This window comes from Rathayibacter sp. AY1B4 (assembly GCF_002932815.1).
GTDB lineage: Bacteria > Actinomycetota > Actinomycetes > Actinomycetales > Microbacteriaceae > Rathayibacter.
This window is the reverse complement of sequence record NZ_PSWN01000015.1, coordinates 1-15,776: the sequence shown is the minus strand read 5'-3', so window position 1 is coordinate 15,776 and position 15,776 is coordinate 1. Positions and strand designations below refer to the sequence as shown.

The window sequence follows — 15,776 nt, the reverse complement described above, 5'->3', positions numbered from 1 at the left end:
TCATCGTCGTCCCCGGTCATCGTCGACCACCGGCTCGTGGGAGAGGATCCCGCGCAGCCAGTCGCGGGCCTCGAGGAACACCTCGTCGTCGTAGCGTCGCACGGAGGTGACCGGGCGGCGGTCAGCGCGCGGATACGAGCCGAGGAAGATCACCTTCGGGCTGAAGCGCCGCAGCCCCATCAGCGCGTCGGCGACCCGCTCGTCCTGGACGTGCCCGTCGAGGTCGATGACGAACCGGTACCGGCCGAGGGCATCGCCGATCGGCCGCGACTGGATCATGCTCAGGTTCACCCCGCGGGTCGCGAACTGCTCGAGCATGTCGAGCAGGGCGCCCGGCTGGTCGGCCGGGAGCTCGGCGATCACGCTGGTCTTGTCGGCGCCGGTCGGCTCGGGCAGCGCGTGCGAGCGCGAGACGTGCACGAAGCGCGTGACGGCGTTCGGGTTGTCGCCGATCCGCTCCGCCAGCACCGCGACGTCGTGGTGGGCGACGATCCCGGGAGGGGCGATGGCCGCGTCCGCGGGCGATCCGCCCAGCAGGTCGACGGTGGCCTGGACGTTGCTGGAGGCCGGCAGGTGCTCGTGGCTGGGGATCTCACGGTCGAGCCACACCCGGCACTGCCCGTAGGCGACGGGGTGCGCGGCGACGGTGCGCACCTCCTCGAGGCTCGTCCCCGGGCGGCCGACCAGGATGAACGACACCGGCACCAGGTACTCGCCGACGATGCGCAGCCCCGGGATCCGCGCCAGCGCGTCCTGCGCGGCCGTCACTCCGCCCTCGACCGAGTTCTCGATCGCGATCACCGCGCCGTCGCTGCGGCCGGTGACCAGATCGCTCAGCGCCTCCCCCACGTTCGCGACGCTGCGCCACAGCTGTCCGCGCGCCTCCGGGACCTGCGCGAGGGCCGCCTCCGTGAACGTGCCGCTGGGCCCGAGATAGCTGTAGGCACGGGTCTCGGGGGCGCTGTCGGGCATGGCGCAAGCCTAGCCAGCCGCGGTACCCCTGGAGGGGGCCGGACTGCCACTATGGACCGCATGACCGATCGCGCAGGGAAGCCGGCACAGGCCTCCGATCTCATCGACGTCGAGGCCCTCGTGAGGGCGTACTACGAGAAGAAGCCGGACGTCTCCGACCCGGCTCAGAAGGTGGTGTTCGGCACCTCGGGCCACCGCGGATCCTCGTTCGACACGGCCTTCAACGAGGACCACATCGCCGCCGTCACCCAGGCTATCGTCGAGTACCGGACGGAGCAGGGCATCACCGGCCCGCTGTTCATCGGCGCCGACACGCACGGGCTCTCCCGCCCGGCCCTCACCACCGCCCTCGAGGTCCTGGTGGGCAACCAGGTCCGCGTGCTCGTGGACGAGTTCGACGACTTCGTGCCGACCCCGGCGCTCAGCCACGCGATCCTCCGCTACAACAACGACCCCGCGCACACCGACCGGGCCGACGGCATCGTGGTGACCCCCTCGCACAACCCGCCCCGCGACGGCGGCTTCAAGTACAACCCGCCGCACGGCGGCCCCGCCGACTCCGACGCGACGACCTGGATCGCCGACCGGGCCAACGAGCTCATCGCCGACGGCAACCGCGGCGTGACCTCGGCCGAGCCCTCCGCGGTCGAGACGTACGACTACCGCACGCACTACGTCGCGGACCTGGCGAACATCATCGACCTCGACGCGATCCGGAAGGCCGGTGTGCGGATCGGGGCCGACCCCCTCGGCGGCGCCTCCGTGCACTACTGGCAGCTGATCGCCGAGATGCACGGCCTCGACCTGACCGTGGTGAACGGGGAGGTCGACCCGGCCTGGGGCTTCATGACCCTCGACTGGGACGGCAAGATCCGGATGGACCCGTCCTCCCCCAGCGCGATGGCCTCGGTGGTCGCGCGCGCCGGCGACTTCGACATCCTCACCGGCAACGACGCCGACGCGGACCGGCACGGCATCGTCACCCCCGACGGCGGGCTGATGAACCCCAACCACTACCTGGCCGTCGCGATCGACTACCTCTACCGCCACCGCACCGGCTGGCGCGAGGACGCGGCGATCGGCAAGACGCTGGTCTCCTCCTCGATCATCGACCGGGTCGCGGAGTCGCTGGGCCGGCGCCTCTGGGAGGTCCCGGTGGGCTTCAAGTGGTTCGTCCCCGGGCTGGTCGACGGCTCGGTCGGCTTCGGGGGCGAGGAGTCCGCGGGCGCCTCGTTCCTCCGCTTCGACGGCACCGTCTGGACCACCGACAAGGACGGCATCCTCCTCGCGCTGCTCGCCTCCGAGATCGTGGCGGTCACCGGGAAGAGCCCGTCGGCGCTCTACCGCGAGCTGACCGAGCGCTTCGGCGACCCGGTCTACGAGCGCGTGGACGCGGTGGCGACGAAGGCGCAGAAGGCGGCCCTCGGCAAGCTGGACGGCGACGCGATCGCGGCGACGACCCTCGCCGGGTCCGAGATCACCGCGAAGCTCTCGAAGGCGCCCGGCAACGGCGCGGCCGTCGGAGGCGTCAAGGTCGTCACCGAGGACGCCTGGTTCGCCGCGCGCCCCTCCGGCACCGAGGACGTCTACAAGATCTACGCCGAGAGCTTCCGCGGCCTCGACCACCTGCACGAGGTCCAGGCCGAGGCGCGCACGATCGTGGACGCGGCGCTGAACTCCTAGGCGCTGCGCTCAGTCGCCCGAGAAGGCTCGTTCCCGACCAGGAGAACGAGCCTTCGGGCGACTCAGCGGCGGTGAGGAAAGGGCCGGCTACCAGCGCGGGTGGACGGTGGGGCGGAAGTGGGTGTCGTAGAGGGCGTTCACGGCCTCCATGAAGGCGGGGCCGAGGGGCGCGGCGGAGGCGGCGGCCGCGTTGGCGCGGGCCTGCTCGGGCGAGCGGGCGCCGGGGATCACCGAGGTGACGCCCTCCTGCTGGATGATCCAGGCGAGCGCGGCCGCCGCGGGGGCGAGGCCGTGGTCGTCGGCGAGGCGGGAGAACTCCTGCGCGGCCTCCACGCCGGTCGCGAAGTCGACGCCCGAGAAGGTCTCGCCGACGTCGAAGGCGGAGCCGTCGCGGTTGTAGCTGCGGTGGTCCTCCGGCGCGAACACGGTCTCGGTCGTGTAGCGGCCGCTGAGCAGGCCCGAGGCGAGCGGGACGCGCGCGAGGATGCCGACGCCGGCCTCGCGAGCGGCGGGCAGCACCTCGTCGAGCGGCTTGAGGCGGAACGCGTTCAGGATGATCTGGACGCTCGCGACGTTCGGGCGGGCGATGGCGGTCAGCGCCTCCTCCGTGCGCTCGACCGAGACGCCGTAGGCGGCGATCGCGCCCTCGGCGACGAGGGTGTCGAGGGCGTCGTAGACGGCGTCGTCGGAGTAGACGGAGGTGGGCGGGCAGTGCAGCTGCACCAGATCGAGAGTGTCGACGCCGAGATTGGCGCGCGAGCGGTCGGTCCAGATGCGGAAGTTGTCGAGCACGTAGTTGCCGGGGATCTGCTCCGCGCGACGGCCCATCTTGGTGGCGACGAAGACCTGCGCGTCGGGGTGCGCCGCGCGGTAGGCGCCGATCGTCCGCTCGCTGCGGCCGTCGCCGTAGACGTCGGCGGTGTCGAAGAGGGTCACCCCCGACTCCACTGCGGCGTCGAGCACGGCGAGGGCGTCGGTCTCGGCGACGTCCCCCCAGTCGGCACCGAGCTGCCAGGTTCCGAGGCCGACGACGGAGACGGGGGCGCCGGTGCGTCCGAGGATTCGAGTTTCCATGCCTCCACCGTAGGTGCGGCCGAGCCCGCGGCGGACCCCCTTGCGCGTGCTCTAACGTCGAGGGCATGCCCCTCCTCGTGCTCGGAAGCGCCAACCTCGACCACGTCCACCGGGTCGCCCGCATCCCCGCTCCCGGAGAGACGGTGCTCGCCCTCGACGCGAGCACCTTCCCGGGCGGCAAGGGCCTCAACCAGGCCGTCGCGGCCGCACGGACCGAGCCCGGCACCGTCTTCGTCACGAGCCTCGGACGCGACTCGGCGGGAGACCGGCTCGCCGCGGTCCTCGGCGAGGAGCCGCTGGAGCTGCGCGCCCGCCGCGGCGACGTCCGCACCGGCACCGCGCAGATCACCGTGGACGAGCGCGGGGAGAACGCGATCGTCGTCGACTCCGGAGCGAACGCCGCCCTGGTCGGGTTGACCGCCGAGGAGTCGGCCCTGGTGGTGGCGGCCGACGCCCTGCTCCTCCAGCTCGAGATCCCGACAGCGACGGTGACGGAGGCGGCCCGCGCCGCGCGCGCCGGCGGCACGGTGTCGATCCTGAACGCCGCCCCGATCGGACCGCTGCCGGAGGAGCTCCTGGCGGTGCTCGACGTGCTGATCGTCAACGAGCACGAGGCCCGCGAGCTCGCCGCCGATCGCGGCATCACCGCCGCCGACGACGACGCGCTCGCCGCTGCCCTCACCGCGCTGGTGCCGCTCGTGCTGGTCACCCTCGGCTCCGACGGCGTCGTCGTGGCGGTCCGCGACCGCAGGCCGGTGCGCACCCCGGCCTTCCGGGTGGAGGCCGTGGACACCACCGGCGCGGGCGACACCTTCTGCGGCGCCTTCTCGGCCCGGCTCGCCGCCACGGGAGCACGGCTCGACGATCCGGAGCAGCTGGTCGCCCTCACCCGCTGGGCGAGCGCGGCCGCGGCGATCTCGGTCACCCGCGCTGGAGCGGCGGTGTCCGCGCCGACGGCGGCCGAGACGGACGCGTTCCTCGCCGAGCGCGCCTGAGCGGGAAGCTCCTCAGCGAGGACGGAGCGGACACCGACCTCGGGCGGCCCGCAGCACCGTCGCTCCGGTCGGCAGGGTGCACTCCGGAGGAGAGAAGCACGGGACCGCCCGGCCCGGCTCCGCTCCTCGCGGCGAGGCGTCGCGGCCTGCGGACAGCCGCGCCCGCTCCCCGATCCGGCTAGTCGATCGCGGCGACCCGGACGGTCACCCGCGGCCGCAGCTCCGGATGCACCCGGACGCACCACTCGCGCACCGCGGCTCCGATCGCGCGCGCCACGTCCGGCGCGGACGCCTCCGCGGTCACGCAGAGGTCGACGGCCACGGACACCTCGTCCCCCGCGACGCGGACCAGGACCGGATCGGCGAACGTGCCGCCGCTCGCGGTGCCCAGCGGCTCGACCACGATCCCGGTCGCGCTCAGCGCCGTCGCCGCATGCGCGAGCACGTCGCGCATCTCGGGCCTGGCCGGCATCAGGGTCGCGACACCGTCCAGGGCGCGCAGCTCCGCAGCGAGCGCGGACACCGGATCGACCGGGGCCGCCGCCTCGAGGCCGCTCACGACTCCTCCGTCCCGGGGACGTAGACGTCCTCCACGCGGACGTCGATCCTCGACACCCGCAGCTCGGTCTGGGTCAGCAGCCGCGAGTGCACGCGCTCGCGCACCTGCTGGGCCGCCTCGGCGATCGGCACCCCCCAGAAGACCGAGATCGTCAGCTCCACCACGACCTCCGCGCCCGGCTCGGCGATGTCGCCGACCAGGCGGCAGCGGCCGACCAGCACGCCGGCGACGCTGTCGCCCGCCTCGCGCACGAGTCCGCGGACCGCCCCCTCGGTGATCGTGAGCGCCACGTCGGGCTGGACGCTCGCCAGCGGGATGTCGCGTCCGGCCCGCGACTCGCGGCGCACCTGGGTGAGGATCGAGCCGAACCAGCTCTCCTCCGGCGCGGGCAGGCGTGCGGCGTCGTCGTCGATGAGCGCGCCGGAGAGGGCGCGCACGCGCTCGAGGGCGCGCAGAGTGCGCCGGTGCTCCGGCGACTCCTCGATGGCGGGGTCGTACGGAGTGCGCCCGCGGTCGAGGTAGTCGCTCAGCTCGTCGATGCCGATGCCGTCGCCCTCCTGCTCCGTCGCGTCCGCCTCCTGCTCGAGCGCGGGCGGCAGCACGACGTCGTGCTCCCCCGCGCGCTCCGGCCCGTCGCCGGGACCCTGGTCCGCGTTCATCGCGTCTGCTCCCTCATCGCCAGTCCTCCATCGCCACGACCAGCGACTCGCGCGCGCGGGCGAGCTTGCCCCGCACGGCGGTCACCGTGAGACCGAGGTGATCGGCGATCTCGTTGTACGACTCCCCGCCGACCTCGCGCAGCACCCAGCACTGCCGCTGCGACTCCGGCAGCTCGGACAGGGCGTGCGCGAGAGCCCGCATGGCGTCGCTCTGCTCGGCGGCCTCGAACGGGCCGGGCTCTCGGGCCGGGGGATGCTCCACGGCGTCGACGTCGTCGGTCGGGCGGCGCTGGCGCAGCAGATCGACGCTGGAGCGGCTGACGATCCGCATCATCCAGCTGCGCACGCTCGCCGGCTCCTTGAGCTGCGGGAGCTGCGCCCAGACCGTGATCAGCGCGTTCTGCACGGCGTCGGAGGCATCGGCCTGCGAGCCCGTGAGCCGCCAGGCGTAGGCGCGGAGGATCGACTGGTGCCGCTTGACGAGCACCTCGAAGGCGCGCACGTCGCCCTCGGCGGAGCGCTCGGCGAGCAGCGCGTCGCTCGCCGCTTCCAGTCCGGGCACGGCGCCTCCTCCCTCTCCGCTCCTGCGGCCTCGGGCCGCCTTACAGGTGACGCTCAGGAAAAAGTCCACCGAGCACCGTGACGAACGCCGTCCGGGCTCCGTCTCACTCATGAAAGCACAGCCCGACCGGATTCCCGCCGGGCCTTCGACCCCGGTCTGCTCAGCAACGGCAGCCGATGAGACGTCCAGGAGACCTCATGAGCGACACCACGCGCACCCCCTCCACCACCCGCGTCGACAAGAGCTCCGTCGACACGGTGACGAGCCTCGGCGGCTCCCGGACCTCCGGCACCGCCCAGGGCACCACGGTCATCGACGACAGCGTCGTGGCCAAGGTCGCCGGCATCGCGGCCCGCCAGGTGCCCGGCGTCTTCGCCCTCGGCAACAACGCCGCCCGTGCCTTCGGCGCGATCCGCCAGGCCGTCGGCGGCGCCGACCACGCCCAGGGCGTGAGCGTCGAGGTCGGCGAGACCCAGGTCGCGGCCGACGTGACCATCGTCGTCGAGTACCCCGTGCCGATGCAGAAGGTCGCCGACTCCGTCCGCGCCGCCGTCTCCGAGGCCATCACCGAGCTCGTCGGCATGGCCGTCTCCGAGATCAACGTCGCCGTCGTCGACGTGCACATCCCCGGCGACGACAAGGACGACGAGGCCACCGAGAGCCGCGTCCGATGAGCGACTTCCAGCGCCCCGCGCCCACCGCCCCCGGCGGCCGCAGCACCGTCCTCGGTGTCGTGGTCGGCGCGATCCTCGCCTTCGCGGCCCTGATGTTCGGATTCTGGGGCTTCGTCCTCACCGCCCTCTTCATGGCCCTCGGCGTCGTTATCGCCCGCATCGCCGACGGCACCCTCGACGTGCGCAGCCTCGTGGACGTGTTCCGCGGCCGCACCACCTCCCGCTAGGAGCCCACCGTGACCGCTCTCGACACGCGTCCCGCATCGCCGGTGGCGGGCACCGTCACCATCACCGTCCGCTCCATCGAGCGCGCCGCCGTGGCGATCGTCCACGAGGAGCTGGGCGTGGAGGTCTCCGCGATCCGCGTCCGCCTCTCCGATGACCGGGGCGGCCTCGCCCTCGCGGTAACCGCGCCGGTCGTGGTCGAGCCGGGCACCGCCCTGGCCGGCGGCTCCCTGCTCGAGCGCCTGCACGGCGATCGCACCCGCATCGCCACCCGCATGGAGGCGCTGACCGGGCGCACCGTCAGCCGGATCGACATCCGGGTCACGGGCACCCGCACCCGAAGCACGAGGAGAGTCGCATGAGCCCCGCACCGTCGGCGCCCGACACCCGCTACAGCCGCTACCTCCGTCGCGAGACCCACAAGTCCCGCTCCGCCGCGCAGATCGTCGTCCTGGTGCTCATCGCCCTGGTCGCGGCCTACGTCGGCACGGAGGCGGTGCTCGCGATCCTCGGCGCCACGCCCCTGCTCGCCGCACCGTCCGCCCTGCTGGGCGCGATCGTCGGAGTCGCGTCGCTGGCGAACCCCGCCCTCATCGGCGTGGCCGTCGGCACGGGCGTCCTCGCCCTGGTCCTGCTGGTGCTCGCACTGGCGCCCGGGGCCCGGGCCCGCCACACCGTGGACGACGACCGCCTCGCCGTGGTCGTGGACGACGGCGTGATCGCCTCCTCCCTGGCCCGTGCAGCCCGCACGGCCGCCCACTCCCGCCGCGAGGACACCCGCGCCTCGCTCGGCCGGCGCACCGCACTGGTCGAGGTGACCCCCGCCTCCGGCATCGCGGTCGACCGCGACGCCGTGCAGAGCGCCGTCGACGAGGAGCTCGCCCGCATCGGCGCGAAGCCCGCCCCGCGCTCCACCGTCCGCGTCTCGACCTCCGGGAGGATCTGATGACCACGAGCAACCGCTTCGTCAACCGGCTCGTCCTGCTCGTCGTGGGCCTCGTGCTCGCGCTGGTCAGCGCCGGAGCCGTCCTGATCGCCGTCTCGCAGCCGGTCCGCGACTCCGTCCTCTCCTTCGCCGACGGCGAGGGCGCGGCCCTGGTCTCGCGCCTCTCCCCCGAGGAGGGCACCGCTTGGAGCGATGCCGCCGTCCTGTGGCCGCTCTACGCCGTCGTCGGAATCTGCCTCCTCGGCATCGTCCTCGCGCTGGTGATGGCCTTCGCCCACGGTCACGGCCGCACCGGCACCGTCCTACGCGTCGAGGCCGAGGGCGCGCCCGCCGGAGGGATCGAGATCGCGACCGGCTTCGCGGAGGACGTCCTCGAGACGGCTCTCGCCGGGCGGACGGAGCTCCTCGACGTCACGGTCGCGGCCTACCGCCACGGCTCCGAGACGGCGCTGAAGGTGCGCGTCCTCCCCCGCGGCGGCGTCTCGCCCCGCACCGTGGTCGACGCCGTGCACCAGGAGGTCGACGCGCTCGACGCCCTGCTCGGCGCCCGCCTGCCGGTCCTGCTCGAGGTCGCCTCGAGCGCCCGGGCCGGCTTCTCCAAGGAGGACCGGGTCGCCTGACTCCGGTCCCGCAGCTTCCCCGGCACCCGCCGGCGGATGGTCACACCGAACAGAAGGAGCCCCTCATGGGTGCAGACGACAAGATCCGCAACGCAGCCGAGAACCTGGTCGGCAAGGCCAAGGAGGCCGTCGGCAAGCTGACGGACAACGAGCGCCTCGAGGCCGAGGGCCAGGCCGACCAGACCAAGGCCCACACCAAGAAGGTCGGCGAGGACGTCAAGGACGTCTTCAAGAAGTGATCTGACCGGAACCTCGACGGGGCCGTCACCGCATCAGCGGTGGCGGCCCCGTCGTCGTGCGTGGAGCGGGTGCGTCGAGCGTCAGACGCCCCAGAACATGATCCGGCCGGCGGAGGCCGCGTCGATGCTCTGGTCGTGGTTGTCGGCGGTGTGCGAGGAGTAGAGGATCCTGTCGCCGTCGACGCTGGTCACGACGCCCGTGTGGTCCCAGTCGCCCGAGCCGTCCCAGTCGAACTGGACGATGTCGCCCGGCTTCACCCGGCTCCGCTCGGAGTCGGGGATCGCGGTCGCGCGCTCCGGGTGCGCGGCGAGGTAGGCGTTGAACGCTGTCGACGACGCCCAGGCGGAGCTGTACCCGCCGGAGGAGGAGTAGCTCCACTCGCCGTCCATCTCCCAGCCGCGGGCGATCAGCGACTGCGAGGTGAAATTGACGCAGTCGTTGCCCGAGATCACGCCGTACTGGGCCGAGTTGTAGTCGTTCCAGTAGGTGGAGAGGTAGTCGAGCTGCGAGGCCAGGCGGCTCGCGTCCAGCGCGGCCTGGGCCTTCGCGGCCTCGATCGCCGGGTCGGGCGTGTAGGCGAAGGTGATCGCCGAGGCGACGACCTTCGTGCTGGCGAGCACGCCGGTCGCGGCGAAGCTGGGAGTGGCGGCCGCGGTCGGGGCGGCGAGGTCGGTCGAGGCCTCGGCCGTCGTGCCCTCAGCGGAGCCCGACGTGTCGACGGCCGGCTGCACCGTGTCGGCCGGGGTCCCGTCGACGGTGACCGCCGCGGCGGAGTCGGTGACCGCGTCGAACGTGATGGCCTGACCGTCGGCGTCGAAGAAGGCGACCGGGACCTCGCCCGCTGCCTCTCCGTCGGCCGGAGGGGCGGTGACCGTGATCTGGTCGGGGTTGTCGACCGCGACGCTGCCCTCGGCCTCGCCGAAGCGCACGGTGGCGACCGAGTCCAGGTTCGATCCCTCGAGCGTCACGCTCGTGCCGCCGGCGACGGTGCCGGAGGTGGTGGAGACGGAGCTGAGGACGACCCGGGCGGAGGCGGTGGTCGCGGGGAGCACGGCGACGCTGGTCGAGGTCGGAGCAGCGGACGGCGTCGCGGTGGCCGACTCGGCCGAGGAGCCCGTGCCGACGGTGAGGCTCAGGCTCGACGCGACGGCCACGACGACGAGCCCGCCGGAGACGGCAAGCGCCAGCGTGCGCGGGGACGGGCGGAAGAAGGAGGCCCCGCGGCGGGCGGGCGCGGTGCGGAGCCGGTGCCCCTCCGCTTCGCGGCGGTCGCGGCGGGACGAGAACGATCCCTCCGGAGCGGGGTGCACCGGGGCGGGAGCCGAGGGCCGCGCGGGGGCGGCGGCGGGTGCGGCGGGCCGGATGCGGCCCTCGCGCTCGCGGGCCTCGCGGCGGGTCAGCGGAGCGCCGGGGGTCGGCGCGGGGGTCGCGGGGCGGTCGGCGGGCAGGGTGGAGCGGGTGGAGCGAGGGGGCACAGAGAGGTCTCACGGGTCGGCGGCTCGGCGGGGGACCGGGCTCGGGAGCAGGGGAAGCGGCTATGTCACCAGGCGGGGGTGGGAGACCCGTCAGACGGGCCTCCGAAAGCGCTCCGAATAACAGTACGGTAACGAGCGGCGCGTGTCACGCCCGATCGTGTCCGTCTGTGATCGCTAGACCGCCTAGGAAGTGGTCCCCGGTGCGTAATCGGGCGCATCCGGAAGGCCGAAGGCGCGCTCGAGCGTCTCGATGCCGGAGTCGTGCAGGTACCCGGAGAGCTGAGTCCCGACGTACCGTAGGTGGTACGGCTCCGACTCGTACCCCGTGATCGGAGTGGTGTCGGGCTTGTAGCGCACGAGGAAGCCGAAGCGATGGGCGTTGGCGCCGACCCACTGCCCCTCCGGAGTGTCGCCCCAGCAGATCTCGAGCGCGCACGCGCCCGACGCTCCCACCACGTCGACCGCCCAGCCGGTCTGGTGCTCGCTGTGCCCCGGGCGCGCACTCGTCGCATCCGCTCCCGCCTGCCCGCGCGAGGACACCCAGCCCGCGTAGACGCTGACCTGGGTGTCGTAGGAGCGGTAGGCGCTCTGCACCGCCAGCGAGAGGCCGGCCTCGGAGCGGGCTGCGGCGAAGAGCGGGACGAGGGCGTCCGCGGTCGCCTGGCGCATCGGCTGCCGGTTGACGTAGGGCACGTCGGGGAAGGTCAGGTCGGCGGGGACGTAGTCGACCGGCGCGAGCGTCCGCAGCTTGTTGACGACGACCCAGGTGCTCGCCGGGTCGTCGACGGACTGCGCGGTGAGGTCGATCCCGGAGGCGGTGGGAGTGGGTGTGGGAGTCGGAGTGGCGGTCGGCTCCGCTGTGGGCGCCGACGTGGTCGCGGCGGCGGAGGGCGACGGAGCGGGCGGCGCCGTCGAGGGGGTCGGCGAGGGCGCCGGCGCTCCGTTCCCGATGGCGGCTCCGACCCCCAGCGCGGTCAGGCCCGCCGCGGCGGCCACACCCCCGATGACCAGGGCTCGGCGGCGGACGGGGCGCCCATCGGTCGGCTCGTTCTCGTTCGACGTCATCCTCCGAGCCTAGACAGACCCGTTCCTGCGCATCTGCTGAAGCACCGGCGATCGGTTCTGTCCACCCGTGCCCCTCCACGCGGGTCGCGCATATCCTCTAAGGATTCACATAAGCAGACCCCCTAGCTTGAGTGACAGCCACGACTCCGCGTGCGACCGCCCCCTCGGCCGCACGGCCCCCCACGGAGCCGTCGATGGAAGGACCCCATGCTCCGACCCCTCACCGCACCCTCCGTCCCTCTCGCCGCCCTCGCTCGGACGCTCGAGATCGGCGACGAGGGCGGCCTGACGGCCGAGATCAGCGGAGTGACGCTGATCGCCTCCGACGTCGAGCCCGGCGACCTCTTCGTCGCCCTGCCCGGGGTCAATTGCCACGGGGCCGAGTTCGTCGAGCAGGCCGTGGCCCGCGGCGCCTCCGCCGTGCTGACCGACACCGCGGGCGCCGACGCCGCGCGCGCGACCGGTCTGCCCGTCCTCGTGGTCGACGACCCCCGCTCCCGCCTGGGCGCCGTCGCCGCCGCCGTCTACGGGACGGCCGAGCGCTCCCCCGTGCTGCTCGGCGTGACCGGCACCAACGGCAAGACGTCGACCGTCCACATGCTCGAGGGGATCCTCCGCCAGCTCGGCGTCGTGCCCGGCCTCAGCTCGACCGCTGAGCGTCACATCGGCGACACCTCGGTGACCAGCGGCCTGACCACCCCGGAGGCGACGGAGCTGCACGCGCTCGTCGCCCGCATGGAGGAGGAGGGCGTCGGCGCGGCCGCGATCGAGGTCAGCGCCCAGGCGCTCACCCGCCACCGCGTCGACGGCGTGGTCTTCGACGTCGCCGGCTTCACGAACCTCAGCCACGACCACCTCGACGACTACGGCGACATGGACACCTACTTCGGCGAGAAGGCCCAGCTGTTCCAGCCCGATCGCGCGCGCCGGACCGTCGTCTCGCTCGACTCCCCCGCGGGCGCGCGCCTCGTCGAGGTCGCCGGCGTGCCGGTCACCACGATCACCTCCCTCCCGGGCGTCGACGCCGACTGGACCGTGACGGTGCTCGAGCAGGAGTTCGGCCGCACCCGTTTCCGGATCGGCAACCGCGAGGGCCGTGCCATCACGACCTCCGTCCCGATCATCGGCACCCACATGGCCGCGAACGCCGGACTGGCGATCGTGATGCTGATCGAGTCCGGTCGGCCGATCGGCGAGATCCGCGCCGCGCTGCACCGGGACGGCGGAGTGGACGCCTCCCTCCCCGGCCGCACCGAGCGCGTCTCGGGCGACCGCGGCCCCACGGTGTACGTCGACTTCGGCCACAGCGCCGACGCCTTCGCCCGCACCCTGGAGGCCGTCCGCGAGATCACTCCGGGCCGCGTGATCATGGTGTTCGGCGCCGACGGCGACCGGGACGCGCTCAAGCGCCCGGCGATGGCCGAAGCCGCCGTCCTGGGCAGCGACGTGCTGGTCGTGACCGACCACCACCCGCGCTTCGAGGATCCGGCCTCGATCCGGCGCACCCTCGTCGAGGCCGCCCGCGCCGCACGTCCGGACGCCGAGATCCACGAGGTCGACGACCCCAAGCGCGCCATCCGCGTCGCCGTCTCCCTGGCGCACGAGGGCGACGCCATCCTCTGGGCCGGCCCCGGGCACCAGAACTACCGCGACATCCTCGGCGTGCGCACGCCGTACTCGGCCCGAGCCGAGGCCCGCGCGGCGCTCCGTGAAGCCGGCTGGGCGGACGAGGCGGTCCCCGCTCCGGCCTGACGCACGGCCTCGGCACGGCGGCCCTGAGATCCCGTTCAGGCTCGCCGGACGCTCTGTCGCGCTCTCCGCACGCGGTGTAACTTTGCGCAGCACGCAACGTTTGCGGCGGATCGCCGTGCCTGGACGCGTCCGCCAGACAAGGGGACCACCGTGGCCGACTCCGCCTCCGCTCCATCCGCTCCGACCTCGACGCCGTCCGGCGCCGTGATGTCGCACCGGCAGATCCTGTTCGTCATCTTCGGCCTGATGGCGGGGATGTTCCTCTCCTCGCTCGATCAGACCATCGTCGGCACCTCGATGCGCACCATCGCGGACGACCTCGACGGCCTCTCGCAGCAGGCGTGGGTGACCACCGCCTACCTGATCGTCTCGACGATCGCGACGCCGATCTACGGCAAGCTCTCCGACATCTTCGGACGCCGCCCGCTCTACCTGATCGCGATCGTGCTGTTCCTGATCGGCTCGACGCTCGCCGGCTTCTCGACCTCGATGCTCGGCCTCGCGGGCTTCCGCGCCGTGCAGGGCCTCGGCGCCGGCGGGCTCATGTCGCTCGCGCTCACGGTGATGGGCGACATCCTGCCCCCGCGCGAGCGCGCCAAGTACCAGGGCTACTTCCTGGCCGTCTTCGGGATCTCCAGCGTCGTCGGACCGCTCATCGGCGGCCTGCTCGCCGGCACCCCCGAGATCCTCTTCATCACCGGCTGGCGCTGGGTCTTCCTGATCAACCTCCCGATCGGCGCCGTCGCGCTCTTCATCGTCGTGCGGTTCCTCCACCTGCCCAAGCCCGCCGGCAAGCGCTCGGTGCGGATCGACTGGTGGGGCGCCTCCCTCGTCGTCATCGCCGCGGGACCGCTGCTGCTGATCGCCGAGCAGGGCCGCGAGTGGGGCTGGGGCTCGCCGATCGCATGGGTCTGCTACATCGTCGGCGCACTGGGCGTCATCGGCTTCATCGCAGCCGAGCGGATGATGGGCGACGACGCGCTCATCCCCCTCAAGCTCTTCCGCTCGCCGACCTTCTCGATGGCGACCGTGCTGGGCGTCCTCGTCGGCTTCGGCATGTTCGGCGGCATGATGGCGATCCCGCTGTATCTGCAGCTGGTGAACGGCGCCACGCCGACCGAGTCCGGCTTCCTGATGCTGCCGATGATCCTCGGCCTGATGATCGCCTCGATCGTCTCGGGTCAGATCATCTCGCGCACGGGCCGCTACCGCGCCTTCCCGATCGTCGGCACCTTCCTGATGTCGGCCGCGTTCTTCTACTTCACCTTCGTGACGATCGACAAGCCGGTGATCTTCATGATGGGCGGGATGCTGATGCTGGGCCTCGGGCTCGGGCAGATGATGCAGACCCTCACCCTGGCCTCGCAGAACTCGGTCGACGTGGCGAACATGGGAGTCGCGACAAGCGCCTCCACGTTCTTCCGCCAGATCGGCGGCACCCTGGGCACCGCCGTGATCTTCTCGGTGCTGTTCAGCCGCATCCCCGACACCATCGCCGCGGCCTTCAAGAACCCGGCGCTCGCGGCGGATCTGCAGCGGGCCGCCACCGACCCCGCCGTGGCCGCGGACCCGGCCAACGCCGGGATCCTGAAGCTGCTGCAGTCGCAGGACACCGCCGCGATCGGCTCCGCGCTCGACGGGGACACGTCGTTCCTGAACACCGCGGACCGCGCCCTGTCGGCCCCGTTCCTGACCGGGTTCAACGACGCGACCGTGACCGTGTTCCAGGTCGCGCTGGGCGTGGTCCTGCTGGCCTTCGTGCTCTCGTGGTTCCTCAAGACCCCGCCGCTGCGCGCGAAGTCGGCCATGCAGGAGGCGCACGACCTCGCGGCCGAGGACAGCGCGGAGGAGCTGCGTCGCACGGACCCGCAGCTGGCCGCGCGCGCCGGGGCCGACCTGGCCGCGGGCAGCATCGAGCCGGACGTCCGGACGGACTCGATCCGCACCGCTCCTCCGCGCGACGGGCACGGCGCCCACCGAGCCTGATCGGGAAGCGCCGACGGACCGCGTCCTGCGCTCCGCTCCTCCCCTCCGAGGCGCCGCCTCCGCCGTCCGGACACCGCCCTCGCTGCGGTGTCCGGACGGGGAGGCGGCGCCTCGCGGTCGTCCGGGGCGCGATATCCCGCGTTCCGGGGCGAGAGAGCGCTCCACCGGGGCTCTAGGATGGTCGGACCGCTGCCGAAGGAGTCCGCAATGAGCGCCGCCCCCACCCCCTCCCCGCCGCCAGCGCGCCCGCCCCCCCCGCCCCACCACCCCCCACCGCGCCACCCCCACC

Annotated in this window: 17 protein-coding genes; 10 read left to right on the top strand and 7 right to left on the bottom strand. The window is 73.1% G+C overall.

What is annotated here, in order from left to right; all coding sequences use genetic code 11:
* Positions 1 to 972 (bottom strand): prephenate dehydratase, encoded by a 972-nt coding sequence (pheA, locus tag C5D66_RS10980; protein ID WP_104255680.1) that lies wholly within the window; start codon positions 970 to 972, stop codon positions 1 to 3.
* Between the two features lie 60 nt (positions 973 to 1,032).
* Here pheA and pgm point away from each other — a divergent pair, with 60 nt between their 5' ends.
* Positions 1,033 to 2,655, top strand: a complete 1,623-nt coding sequence (gene pgm, locus C5D66_RS10975) for a phosphoglucomutase (alpha-D-glucose-1,6-bisphosphate-dependent) (protein WP_104226793.1) — start codon at positions 1,033 to 1,035, stop codon at positions 2,653 to 2,655.
* 87 nt (positions 2,656 to 2,742) lie between these two features.
* Here pgm and C5D66_RS10970 read toward each other — a convergent pair whose 3' ends face one another.
* On the bottom strand, positions 2,743 to 3,729 hold the full coding sequence (locus C5D66_RS10970; protein WP_104274370.1) for an aldo/keto reductase: 987 nt from the start codon (positions 3,727 to 3,729) through the stop codon (positions 2,743 to 2,745).
* A gap of 65 nt (positions 3,730 to 3,794) precedes the next feature.
* Between C5D66_RS10970 and C5D66_RS10965 the strand changes: the two genes are divergently transcribed.
* Complete coding sequence (locus C5D66_RS10965; protein WP_104255679.1) at positions 3,795 to 4,724, top strand: ribokinase; 930 nt, start codon at positions 3,795 to 3,797, stop codon at positions 4,722 to 4,724.
* A gap of 178 nt (positions 4,725 to 4,902) precedes the next feature.
* Here the strand turns inward: C5D66_RS10965 and C5D66_RS10960 are convergent, their stop codons facing one another.
* From C5D66_RS10960 to C5D66_RS10950, 3 genes are read right to left on the bottom strand one after another with little or no spacing between them, the layout of a single operon-like run.
* Complete coding sequence (locus C5D66_RS10960; RefSeq protein ID WP_104274369.1) at positions 4,903 to 5,283, bottom strand: hypothetical protein; 381 nt, start codon at positions 5,281 to 5,283, stop codon at positions 4,903 to 4,905.
* Positions 5,280 to 5,942 (bottom strand): Asp23/Gls24 family envelope stress response protein, encoded by a 663-nt coding sequence (locus tag C5D66_RS10955; RefSeq protein WP_104233947.1) that lies wholly within the window; start codon positions 5,940 to 5,942, stop codon positions 5,280 to 5,282. The genes C5D66_RS10960 and C5D66_RS10955 overlap by 4 nt, the downstream gene beginning before the upstream one ends.
* Positions 5,943 to 5,955: 13 nt before the next feature.
* On the bottom strand, positions 5,956 to 6,504 hold the full coding sequence (locus C5D66_RS10950; protein WP_104224956.1) for an RNA polymerase sigma factor: 549 nt from the start codon (positions 6,502 to 6,504) through the stop codon (positions 5,956 to 5,958).
* A 197-nt stretch (positions 6,505 to 6,701) separates the two neighbouring features.
* Between C5D66_RS10950 and C5D66_RS10945 the strand changes: the two genes are divergently transcribed.
* The 6 genes from C5D66_RS10945 (at position 6,702) to C5D66_RS10920 (ending at position 9,208) form a co-directional block, all read left to right on the top strand.
* Positions 6,702 to 7,178, top strand: coding sequence for an Asp23/Gls24 family envelope stress response protein (locus C5D66_RS10945; RefSeq protein WP_104255677.1), 477 nt, complete (start codon positions 6,702 to 6,704; stop codon positions 7,176 to 7,178).
* The gene (locus C5D66_RS10940; protein WP_104224954.1) at positions 7,175 to 7,405 is read left to right on the top strand and encodes a DUF2273 domain-containing protein; all 231 of its coding nucleotides are present in this window, start codon (positions 7,175 to 7,177) and stop codon (positions 7,403 to 7,405) included. The genes C5D66_RS10945 and C5D66_RS10940 overlap by 4 nt, the downstream gene beginning before the upstream one ends.
* A gap of 9 nt (positions 7,406 to 7,414) precedes the next feature.
* Positions 7,415 to 7,765, top strand: a complete 351-nt coding sequence (locus tag C5D66_RS10935; RefSeq protein WP_104274368.1) for a hypothetical protein — start codon at positions 7,415 to 7,417, stop codon at positions 7,763 to 7,765.
* Positions 7,762 to 8,349 (top strand): DUF6286 domain-containing protein, encoded by a 588-nt coding sequence (locus C5D66_RS10930; RefSeq protein ID WP_104274367.1) that lies wholly within the window; start codon positions 7,762 to 7,764, stop codon positions 8,347 to 8,349. The genes C5D66_RS10935 and C5D66_RS10930 overlap by 4 nt, the downstream gene beginning before the upstream one ends.
* Positions 8,349 to 8,969 carry a hypothetical protein gene (locus C5D66_RS10925; protein ID WP_104274366.1) on the top strand — a complete coding sequence of 207 codons (621 nt, stop codon included), beginning with the start codon at positions 8,349 to 8,351 and terminating at the stop codon, positions 8,967 to 8,969. The genes C5D66_RS10930 and C5D66_RS10925 overlap by 1 nt, the downstream gene beginning before the upstream one ends.
* A 65-nt stretch (positions 8,970 to 9,034) precedes the next feature.
* Entirely contained in the window at positions 9,035 to 9,208 is a 174-nt protein-coding gene (locus C5D66_RS10920) for a CsbD family protein (RefSeq protein ID WP_104226788.1), read from the top strand.
* Between the two features lie 81 nt (positions 9,209 to 9,289).
* Here the strand turns inward: C5D66_RS10920 and C5D66_RS10915 are convergent, their stop codons facing one another.
* Complete coding sequence (locus C5D66_RS10915) at positions 9,290 to 10,684, bottom strand: amidase domain-containing protein (RefSeq protein ID WP_104326907.1); 1,395 nt, start codon at positions 10,682 to 10,684, stop codon at positions 9,290 to 9,292.
* 183 nt (positions 10,685 to 10,867) lie between these two features.
* Complete coding sequence (locus C5D66_RS10910; RefSeq protein WP_104256681.1) at positions 10,868 to 11,749, bottom strand: D-alanyl-D-alanine carboxypeptidase family protein; 882 nt, start codon at positions 11,747 to 11,749, stop codon at positions 10,868 to 10,870.
* 207 nt (positions 11,750 to 11,956) lie between these two features.
* On the opposite strand from C5D66_RS10910, the gene C5D66_RS10905 reads away from it, so the two are divergent.
* Complete coding sequence (locus tag C5D66_RS10905) at positions 11,957 to 13,501, top strand: Mur ligase family protein (RefSeq protein WP_104256680.1); 1,545 nt, start codon at positions 11,957 to 11,959, stop codon at positions 13,499 to 13,501.
* A 207-nt stretch (positions 13,502 to 13,708) separates the two neighbouring features.
* Positions 13,709 to 15,487 (top strand): MDR family MFS transporter, encoded by a 1,779-nt coding sequence (locus C5D66_RS10900; RefSeq protein WP_104226227.1) that lies wholly within the window; start codon positions 13,709 to 13,711, stop codon positions 15,485 to 15,487.
* The last annotated feature ends 289 nt before the right edge of the window (positions 15,488 to 15,776 follow it).